The organism is Amycolatopsis sp. H20-H5, from assembly GCF_035828755.1.
In the GTDB taxonomy this organism is placed as follows: Bacteria; Actinomycetota; Actinomycetes; order Mycobacteriales; family Pseudonocardiaceae; genus Amycolatopsis.
The window spans coordinates 1-9,525 of the sequence record NZ_JAYMZS010000199.1 but is presented as its reverse complement, the minus strand read 5'-3'; the positions used below and the strand labels follow the sequence as shown (position 1 = coordinate 9,525).

The window sequence follows — 9,525 nt, the reverse complement described above, 5'->3', positions numbered from 1 at the left end:
GCGTTTAACGCTGTCATGGTGGCCTTCAGGGGCACGCATGAAACGGTCATGGCGGTATGAAACGGGCGAATGGGTGGGCTTTCCGTCCTTTGTGGAGGGTAAGCGGCTTCGAAGGACAGGCGCCCGAGGCTTCGAACGGCGGCTACTACGTCAGTTCTCAGAGGCGTTCTAAGGGGTGAAGGCGGTGAACAGGAACGCGCAGAACACGACCAGATGCACCGCACCCTGCAGCACCGTGGCCCGCCGGGTGATGAGGGTCAGCATGCCGACCACCAGGGTGAGCACCAGGAAGACGATCTCGGTCGGGCCGAGGCCCAGCACGAGCGGCCCGGTCAGCCAGATCGACGCCACCGCGAGCGACGGGATCGTCAGCCCGATGCTGGCCAGCGCGGACCCCAGCGCCAGGTTGAGACTGGTCTGCAGCCGGTCCCGCGCCGCCGCCCGCACCGCGGCGACGGTCTCCGGCAGCAGGACCAGCAACGCGATCGCCACCCCGACCACCGACAGCGGCGCGCCGGCCGACTCGACCGCCGATTCCAGCGTCGGCGACACCGTCTTCGCCAGCCCCACCACCGCGATCAGGCACACCAGCAGCAGTCCCAGGCTTAAGAACGTCGTCCGCGTGGACGGCAATGGGGCGTGCTCGTCGTCGGTTTCCTCGGGCCCCTTTACCGGCAAGCTCTGTACCGGCAAGCTCTGTACGGGCAAGAAGTAGTCACGATGGCGCACGGTCTGCACGAAGACGAACACGCCGTAGAGCGCCAGCGACGCGACCCCGGCGAACGCGAGCTGTCCCGGCGTCAGAGTCCCTCCCGGGGCGCTGATGGTCACCGTCGGCAGCACCAGGCAGAGCGTGACCAGCGCCGCGAGCACCGCCAGCGCGCCACCGGAACCCTCGATGCTGAAGTCCTGCACTCGGTGGCGCAACGCGCCGACCAGCAGCGCGAGCCCCACGACACCGTTGCAGGTGATCATCACCGCGGCGAACACCGTGTCCCTGGCCAGCGTGGCGGCCTGGTCCCCGCCCGACGCCATCAGCGTGACGATCAGCGCCACCTCGATCACGGTGACCGCGATCGCCAGGATGAGCGTGCCGAACGGCTCCCCGACCCGGTGCGCGACGACCTCGGCGTGGTGCACGGCGGCGATCACCGCCCCGCCGAGCGCCAGGCACACCAGCGGCAGCAGGACCGCGCCGGGGGAACGCCCCCACGAAACGATCAGCACCACGATCGCGGCGGGCGGGACGGCCAGGCTCCAGCGGGGCAGCACCGGCGCGGCGGAAGCGGTCACGTTCCGAGCGTAGGCGCGGCGCCCGCGTCGCGCTTGATCAACTCGACTTGCTCAATAAGGGCCGGGCCGACTGAGACGGGGACCACACGATCGGGTCGTGACGATCTCCCGTGAGCCGGGTCTTAGTGGTGTGGAAGGCAGCGGGGAACCGCGGTTTTCCGCCCAAGGCAACAAGATGCGGACCCAAGGAGAAGTCATGACGAACCCGGTCACGAAGGCCAGCACCAACTCCGGCGGCGACGTCGAGAAGACCACCGGCGGCGCGCTGGTGTCGAAGCAGGGCTCGACGACCATCGCCGACACCGTCGTGCAGAAGGTCGCCGGGCTCGCCACCCGCGAGGTGTCCGGCGTCTACGCCCTCGGTGGCGGCGCGGCCCGCGCGTTCTCCGCGATCCGCGAGCGCATCCCCGGCGCGTCGGCCTCCGCCGGCCAGGGCGTCTCGGTCGAGGTGGGCGAGAAGCAGGCCGCCATCGACCTGCAGATCCTGGTCGAGTACGGCGTCTCCATCGCCGACCTGTCCCGCTCGGTGCGCAAGAACGTCATCAACGCCGTCGAGCAGATGACCGGCCTTGAGGTCGTCGAGGTCAACATCAACGTCTCCGACGTGCACATCCCGGGCGACGACGAGGGCGAAGACCAGGCCGACACCGGCCGCGTTCAGTGAGCACGGGCGCCGGCTCCGGCGCCTCCCGCATCGCCTCCGCCGGGGGGGGCCCCCGCGCGGGCCCCCCAGGGCGGCCGCCCCCTTTAGCTAGGAGAAGAACCATGAGTTCCACTCATCTCGGCCTGCTGACCGGCATCGCGCTGGGCCTCGCCGCGGCGTTCGGCGGCTTCGGCGCCTTCCTGGCCGTGCTCGTCCTCGGCGCGATCGGCCTGCTCGTCGGCCGGGTCCTCGACGGCAAGCTCGACCTGTCCCAGCTCACCGGCCGCGACAAGGGCTGATCGCCGTGACGACCACGATCGACCAGACCATGGCGCGGGTGGTGACCACCGACGCGGGCGAACGGGGCAGGACCACGATCGCGGACCGCACCGTCGAACGCCTCGCCGCCCAAGCGGTCATCGAGGTGGCCGGCGTGGGCGGGTCGGCGACGCGCATGCTCGGCGTCGCGGTCGGCGGCGAAGACCTCGAACGCTCCGCCAAGGTCACCGCGAAGGTCAGCGGTGACACCGCCACCCTCGACGTCCGCCTGTCCGTGTCCTACCCGGCTTCGGTGCGCAAGACGACCGAAGACGCGCGGACGCACCTGATGAGCCGGGTCGAAGAGTTCACCGGCCTGTCCGTCTCGCGGGTGGACATCACCGTCACCGCGCTGCACAGCGAAGCCGCCCAGACCAGGAGAGTCCAATGAAACGCCGGCCCCGTCGCAGTACCCCAGCCACGCTGACCGCCGTCGTGCTGCTCGCGGCCTGCGCGCTGGTCGCCGTCGTCGCCATCCAGATGATCGTCGGCGAGACCCCGTGGGTCAGCTACCGCGCGGTCGCCGACGCGCTGCACAACGCGCACTGGAACGACCTGGTCCCCGCGATCGCCGGTGGCGTCGCCGCGCTGCTCGGGCTGATCCTGCTGCTCGCGGCGATCCTGCCCGGCAAGCTGACCGTCCTCCCGCTCGACGGCGACCTCGACTCCGGCGCGTCCCGGCGCAGCTACCGCAGCACCCTGCGTACCGCGGCGTCCACTGTGGACGGTGTGAGCGGGGCCAAGCTGACGGTGAAGCGCCGCAAGGTGACCACGAAGGTGAGCACCGGCCGCACCAACACCGAAGGCCTCGCCGAGGCGGTGCGGGCGGCGCTCGAACATCGCCTCGACCAGGTCTCCCCCGCACTCCGCCCGAAGCTCAAGATCAAGGTCCAAGCCGCCAGGGGCGAGTCATGACCAGCCTGAACCGCCCGGCCCGCCTCAACCGCGGCCTGCTCACGTTCTTCGGGATCGTCCTGCTCGCCGCGGGCGCGTTCGCCGTGGCGACCCACTTCGGCAAGCTGACCGTCCTCAAACCGGACGCCACGCTCGTGCCCGGCACCGCCACCCCGCCCACCTGGGCGCTGTACGTGGCCGCGGCCGTCGCCGTCGTCCTCGGCCTGGTCGTGCTGCGCTGGCTGCTGGCCCAGCTGACCCGCAAGCCGAAGACCCGCACCTGGCGCTTCGAGGCCGACCCGGACCAGGGCCGCACCGAGCTGGCCGCGAGCACCGCGACCGACCCGTTCGTCGCCGAGGTCAAGACCTACCCGGGGGTCCACGCCGCGCACGCGACGCTGGCCGGGACCCGCGAGGCGCCCGCGCTGGCGCTGGTCGTCAGCGCGGAGCAGGACGGCGACCTCACCGAGATCCGCCACCAGCTCGACACCGTCGGGCTGCCCCGGCTGCGCCAGGCCCTCGACCTCGAGACCCTGCCGGTGACCGTCGAATTCCGCTTCTCGACCAAGGCCGGTGCCCGCGCCCGCTGAGGCGTTCACCCGACCGAGCGAGCAAGTTACGTAGAAACTACGTATTTCTCACGACGCGCTACTCAGCGCAACAGTCCATGGTTCAAGTGCGGCGGGCGGACGGACGAGTACGCCCGATTGGACCAGGGAGGCTGAGCGATGTCGCTGTCCCAAGAGACCGCTCCGAGCGAAATCACGTCGCCAGTGGCATGGGCCCACGACTCCGTGACCGGCTGGCGGCCGGGTCGCCGGTTGACGAGGCTGACGTATGAGCTGGTCAAGGGCTTCCGGCCGCACGCCGGGCAGCTCGCGAGGGACGTGGTCGCGGGGATCCGGCAGTCGGTGCCGGAGTACGAACGGCCGCTGAGCGGCGCCTTCGGCCAGCTCCTCATGACCAGCACGCAGACCGTGCTCCTGCGCTGCAACGACGCGCTGCTCGACCCGGACGCCCCCCGCGACGACTGGAAGCCGGTCTTCCGCCGCATCGGGAAGCTCGAATGGGACGAGGGCCGCTCCCTCGAAGCCCTGCAGAACGCGTACCGGGTGGCGGGCCAGATCGTCTGGCGCCGGGGCCTGCAGTACGCGCGCACCCACGGTGCGCCCACCGAGGTCCTCCGTTGGTGCACCGAAGCGATCTCGGGCTACTTCGAAGAGCTCGCGGAGCTGTCCACCGAGGGCTATCTGGCCGCCAAGGCCGAGTCGTCCGGCGGCCTGGAGCTCAAACGCCGCGAGCTGGTCCGCCTGCTGCTCAGTGGGCCGGGAAGCGATCCGCGCACGCTCGCCGGGGCCGCCCGCGTCGCCCGCTGGCAGCTGCCCGAAGCGGTCAAGGTCATCGCGCTGGACGGCTGCCCGCTGGTGAAGGACCCTCCGGCGGACCTCGGCGACGACGTACTGGTGGACCTCGAGTCCCCCGAACCTTGCCTGATCGTGGCCGCCGACGCCCTGCCCGCCTTGCCGCTGCCCGGCTGGCGGGCCGCCATCGGGCCCTCCGTTTCCCCCTCACACGCTCACGAATCGCTGCGCGTCGCCCGGCGCGCGCTCGCGCTGACCGAGCGCGGGCTGATCCCCGCGCAGCCGGTCATCGACTGCGCGGAGCACACCATCCCGCTGACCGTGTTCGCCGACGAGCTGCTCATCGACACGCTGATCGAGCGGCGGCTCGCCCCGCTGCAGCCGCTGTCGGCGTCCCAGCAGGAGCGGATGCTGGTCACCCTGAACGCGTGGCTGGCCACGCGCGGGCGGGTGATGGAGATCGCGGACCGGCTCCACGTGCATCCCCAGACCGTCCGCACCCGCGTCCACCGGCTCACGGAGCTCTTCGGCGACCAGCTCGACGACGCACACAGCCGCTTCGAACTCGAGGTGGCGACCAGGGCGAAACTGCTCCTGTGCGCGCCGCCGCCCCTCCCGCGGTGAGCCCTGCTTGCGGTCCCTGAAGGCCACCATGACGGCGTTTAACGCCGTCATGGTGGCCTTCAGGGGCAATCAAACCGGGGGTGGGGAGTTAGGGTTGGTGGGTGAGGACCCAGTGCTGGAGTGCGTCGGGTTCGATGGGGAGGGCGGCGGACAGGATGTCGATTCCGCCGCTGGTGACCAGGACGTTGTCCTCGATGCGGACGCCGATGCCGCGCAGCTCCGGCGGGACGGTCAGGTCGTTGGGGTGGAAGTAGAGCCCAGGCTCCACGGCCAGCGTCATCCCCGGTTCGAGGGCGCCCTCGTGATAGGTGTGCGCCCCAGCGTGCGCACAGTCGTGCACGTCCAGGCCGAGGAAGTGGCCGACCCCGCAGACGATGTAGCGGCGATGGTGCTGGTTGACCGACTCCAGCGCCTCGTCCGGGGAGACCGGCAGCAGGCCCCAGTCGTGCAGGCCTTCGGCCAGCACGCGCATCGCGGCCCGGTGGAAGTCCATGTACTGCGCGCCGGGCCGGACGGCGGCGAGCGCGGCGTGGTGGGCGGTGAGCACCAGGTCGTAGACCTTGCGCTGGGCCGCGCTGTACTCGCCGGTCACCGGCAGGGTCCTGGTGATGTCGGCCGTGTAGAGGGTGTCGACCTCGACGCCCGCGTCCAGTAGCAGGACGGCGTCCTCAGCGACCGCGCCGTTGTTGCGGGTCCAGTGCAGCACGGGCGCGTGCGGCCCGGCGGCCACGATGGAGGCGTAGCCGACGCCGTTGCCCTCAGTCCTGGCGCGGCGGTCGAAGGTCCCTTCGAGCCACCGCTCGCCACCGCCCGCGATCGCCGTCGGCAGCTCGCCCGCGACGTCGCCGAACGCGAGGATGGTCGCGTCGACCGCGCGTCGCAGCTCGCCGACCTCCCAGTCGTCCTTGATCCGGCGCAGTTCCGACAACGTCCGCCGGAGCTCACCAGCGGGGGCGCCGGGCACGAGCGCGTCGAGCAGCGGGTCCACGTGCGAAGTGGCCAGGATCGCCGGGATACGGCCGCGCAGGGCCTTCGGCAGCTCGTCGAGTGACCGGCAGGGCAGCTCCAGCGCGCCGGACCACTCGGCGAGGCCCGGTGACGGCCCGATCCACAGCTCGCCGTCCCGCGCGTTGGCGAAGAAGTCCGCCTCGGTGGCGCCCGCGGGCGCGCGCAGGAAGAGCTCGGCCTCGTGGCCGCCGTCGACCGGCCGCATGACCAGCACGGCGCCCTCGGCGTGACAACCGGTCAGCCACGAGAAGTCGCTGTCGGGCCGGAAGCCGTAGTCGGTGTCGTTCGCGCGGACCGGCGCGTGCCCGGCCGGCCGCCTTGGCCGCGCCCGCCGGGAGGCCGACCGCACGGTCGGCGGGCCCCCACCCGCCCTGGACGTACTCGCGGAACCCGGTGGCCTCGATCAGCCTGCTGGGATCCCGCCTGGCCGGACGGACCTCGTTCATGCACGTACCTCGTTCTCTGTGTCGGGCTGGGCCCTCGTGGGGCCCCCACCACCGTAACCCGCGTGACCGGCGGCCCCGGTCACAGCGTGAACCCCCGGGGAAACGGGTCCGCCGGGTCGAGCAGGTACTGACCCATGCCGGTAATCCACGCGCGGCCGGTCACCGTCGGCACCGCCGCCGTCAGGCCGCCGACGGTGGTCTCCTCGATCAGACGGCCGGTGAACCGCGTGCCGAGCAGGGACTCGTTCACGAAGTCCTCGCCCAGCGCCAGCTCGCCCCGCGCGTGCAGCTGCGCCATCCGCGCGCTGGTGCCGGTGCCGCAGGGCGACCGGTCGAACCAGCCGGGGTGGATGACCATCGCGTTGCGCGCGTCGCCGCCGTCCACGCCCGGCGCGACGAGCTGGACGTGCTTGCAGCCGCCGATGGCCGCGTCGAGCGGGTGCAGCGGCCGGTTCTGCGCGTTGATGGCGTCCATAATGGACAGACCGGAGGCCAGCATCCGGTCCTTTTCGGACTTGTCGAAGGGGATGCCGAGGTCCGCGATCGGCAGCACGGCGTAGAAGTTGCCGCCGTAGGCCATGTCGTAGCGGACGACGCCGAGCCCCGGGACGTCGACGGAGGCGTCCAGCTCCAGCGCGAACGAGGGCACGTTCTGGAGGGTGACCGTCTTCGCCCGGCCGTCCTCGACGGCGACCTCGACCACGACCAGCCCGGCCGGGGTGTCGAGCGCCACCCTGGTCACCGGCTCGGTCACCTCGACCATCCCGGTCTCGACCAGCACCGTGGCCACGCCGATGGTCCCGTGCCCGCACATCGGCAGCACCCCGGAGACCTCGATGTAGAGCACGCCCCAGTCGGCGTCCGGCCGGGTCGGGGGCTGCAGGATCGCCCCGCTCATCGCGGCGTGCCCGCGCGGCTCGTTGACCAGCAGCTCGCGCAGGTGGTCGAGGTGCTCGATGAAGTACACCCGCCGCTCGGCCATCGTGGCGCCGGGGATCGCCCCGATGCCGCCGGTGATCACCCTGGTCGGCATGCCCTCGGTGTGCGAGTCGACCGCGCTGAAGTACCTGGTCGCGCGCATGTCAGGCGGCCACTGGGTTCGCGCCAAGGTACTCGACGGCGCGCCGCAGGTCGGCGTCCAGCGCGGCGAGCTTCTCGTCGCTCAACGGCCCGCGCGGCGGACGGCACGGACCGCCGAACCGGCCGACGAACTCCATCCCGCGTTTGATCGCCTGCACGAACTCGACCCGCGAATCCCAGCGGAACGCCGCGACCAGCGGCTCGTACAGCGCCTTGGCTTCGGCGAACTTTCCTTCCCTGGCAAGGGAATACAGGAGCACGGACTCGGCGGGGAACACGTTGGGGAAGCCCGCGAACCAGCCGCTCGCGCCCATCATCAGCGACTCCAGCACGACGTCGTCGGCACCGGCGACCACGGTCAGCTCGGGCGCGAGCTCACGGATCTCCAGCACGCGGCGGACGTCACCGGAGAACTCCTTGACCGCGACCACGTTGTCCAGCTGCGCGAGCTCGGCGAGCACCTCGGGGGTCAGGTCGACCTTGGTGTCGATCGGGTTGTTGTAGACCATCACCGGCAGCCCGACGCTCGCCACCTGCTCGAAGTGGTGGACGACCTCGGCGGTGCGCGCGCGATACATCGTGGGCGGCAGGCAGAGCACCCCGTGCGCGCCGTCCTCGGCGGCCTTCTCCGCCCAGTCCCGCGCCTGGTGCGCGCCGGGGCCGTGCACCCCGACCACCACGATCCCGTCGTCGCCGACCGCCTCGATCGCGGTGCGGGCCACCGCGCGACGCTCCACATCGGACAGTGAGGAGTACTCCCCCAGCGAGCCGTTGGGCCCGACCCCGCGGCAGCCGTTGTCGACCAGCCAGCGGCAGTGCTCGGCGTAGCGCTCGAAGTCCACCCGGAGCCCGGCGGGCGCGCTCGCGTCCTGGGCGTAGGGCAGTGCGGTGGCCACGATGACCCCGTCGAGTTTGTCCTGCGTCACAGTGTCTCCTCCTTGGTGTCCGCCAGCTCGCCGAGCCGGATCGGTTCGGCGATCGGGCGCCGCGAAAAACCTGCCGCGCCGCCGGGAATCCCGGTCAGCTCGGCGACGTTGTGACCGCAGACGCGGCCCTGGCAGAGTCCGAGCCCGGCCCGGCTGACGAGCTTCAGCGACCGGACGCCGCGGGCGCCGCGCTCCTCGACCGCGCGGCGGAGGTCCCGGTAGGCGACCTCCTCGCAGCGGCAGACGAGAGTGTCGTCGCACAGCCAGGTCCGCCAGCCCGGCCGGATCGGACAGGCGTCGGCAAGGCCCGCGGCGAACCGACGTCCACGCCGTACTCGCCGCAGCGCACCTTGCGGCACTTTTGCTTGCGCGCCAGCGAACTGAGCGGCCGCGGCCCCGGCGACCTCGCCTTCGTCCGCGGCGAGCGCGGCGCCGCCGATGCCGGTGAGCTCGCCCGCGGCGAACACCCCCGGGACCGAGGTGGCCTGCGTGAGATCCACCCGGACGAAGCCGTCGGCGAGCGCGCAGCCGACCGTGACGGCGAGCTCCAGGCGCGGGGTGAAACCGAACCCGACGCACACGGCGTCGGCTTCGATCCGGCGTTCGGTGCCCGGCACCACGGCCCAGTCCCGGTCGAGCCGGGCGGTCGTCACGGCCTCCACCCGGTCGCGGCCGTGCGCGGCGATCACCGTGTGCCGGGGACGGTACGGCACGCGGTGCCGCGCGAGCACGCCGACGTAACCGGCGAGTTCGGGCAGTTTCGCCGCGCCCGCAAGGAGTCCGGCCGGGTGCGCGAGCCAGCCGGTGACCGGGTCGTTGGCCTCCAGCACGCCGAGCACCCGCGCGCCGACGCCGATCAGGGCGTCCGCCACCGGCAGCAGGAACGGCCCGGTCCCGGCCAGCAGCCCCCGCGGCCCGACCGCGACGCCCTG

General features: G+C 71.9%; 11 protein-coding genes. 6 read left to right on the top strand and 5 right to left on the bottom strand.

Going from position 1 to position 9,525, the window contains the following annotated elements; all coding sequences use genetic code 11:
- Positions 1–168: 168 nt before the first annotated feature.
- Complete coding sequence (locus QMK34_RS45715) at positions 169–1,293, bottom strand: calcium:proton antiporter (protein ID WP_326421178.1); 1,125 nt, start codon at positions 1,291–1,293, stop codon at positions 169–171.
- Between the two features lie 196 nt (positions 1,294–1,489).
- On the opposite strand from QMK34_RS45715, the gene QMK34_RS45710 reads away from it, so the two are divergent.
- The 6 genes from QMK34_RS45710 (at position 1,490) to QMK34_RS45685 (ending at position 5,133) form a co-directional block, all read left to right on the top strand.
- Positions 1,490–1,957: an Asp23/Gls24 family envelope stress response protein gene (locus QMK34_RS45710; protein WP_326421177.1), complete on the top strand. Its 468-nt coding sequence runs from the start codon at positions 1,490–1,492 to the stop codon at positions 1,955–1,957.
- A 101-nt stretch (positions 1,958–2,058) separates the two neighbouring features.
- Complete coding sequence (locus QMK34_RS45705) at positions 2,059–2,235, top strand: hypothetical protein (protein ID WP_326421176.1); 177 nt, start codon at positions 2,059–2,061, stop codon at positions 2,233–2,235.
- A 29-nt stretch (positions 2,236–2,264) separates the two neighbouring features.
- Positions 2,265–2,645 carry an Asp23/Gls24 family envelope stress response protein gene (locus tag QMK34_RS45700; RefSeq protein ID WP_326421179.1) on the top strand — a complete coding sequence of 127 codons (381 nt, stop codon included), beginning with the start codon at positions 2,265–2,267 and terminating at the stop codon, positions 2,643–2,645.
- Positions 2,642–3,169 carry a DUF6286 domain-containing protein gene (locus QMK34_RS45695; protein WP_326421175.1) on the top strand — a complete coding sequence of 176 codons (528 nt, stop codon included), beginning with the start codon at positions 2,642–2,644 and terminating at the stop codon, positions 3,167–3,169. Before QMK34_RS45700 ends, QMK34_RS45695 begins: the two co-directional genes overlap by 4 nt.
- A complete protein-coding gene (locus QMK34_RS45690; RefSeq protein ID WP_326421174.1) occupies positions 3,166–3,738 on the top strand; it encodes an alkaline shock response membrane anchor protein AmaP in 573 nt (190 codons plus the stop codon). The genes QMK34_RS45695 and QMK34_RS45690 overlap by 4 nt, the downstream gene beginning before the upstream one ends.
- A gap of 138 nt (positions 3,739–3,876) precedes the next feature.
- A complete protein-coding gene (locus QMK34_RS45685; RefSeq protein ID WP_326421172.1) occupies positions 3,877–5,133 on the top strand; it encodes a PucR family transcriptional regulator in 1,257 nt (418 codons plus the stop codon).
- An 88-nt stretch (positions 5,134–5,221) separates the two neighbouring features.
- Here the strand turns inward: QMK34_RS45685 and QMK34_RS45680 are convergent, their stop codons facing one another.
- The 4 genes from QMK34_RS45680 to QMK34_RS45665 all read right to left on the bottom strand — a co-directional run.
- Positions 5,222–6,490: an aminopeptidase P family protein gene (locus QMK34_RS45680; RefSeq protein ID WP_326421171.1), complete on the bottom strand. Its 1,269-nt coding sequence runs from the start codon at positions 6,488–6,490 to the stop codon at positions 5,222–5,224.
- A gap of 176 nt (positions 6,491–6,666) precedes the next feature.
- Positions 6,667–7,668 carry a proline racemase family protein gene (locus QMK34_RS45675; protein ID WP_326421170.1) on the bottom strand — a complete coding sequence of 334 codons (1,002 nt, stop codon included), beginning with the start codon at positions 7,666–7,668 and terminating at the stop codon, positions 6,667–6,669.
- 1 nt (position 7,669) lies between these two features.
- Positions 7,670–8,593, bottom strand: coding sequence for a dihydrodipicolinate synthase family protein (locus QMK34_RS45670; protein ID WP_326421169.1), 924 nt, complete (start codon positions 8,591–8,593; stop codon positions 7,670–7,672).
- Positions 8,590–9,525 (bottom strand): NAD(P)/FAD-dependent oxidoreductase (locus QMK34_RS45665; RefSeq protein ID WP_326421167.1); only part of this gene is annotated, 936 nt, incomplete at its 5' end. The genes QMK34_RS45665 and QMK34_RS45670, both read right to left, overlap by 4 nt.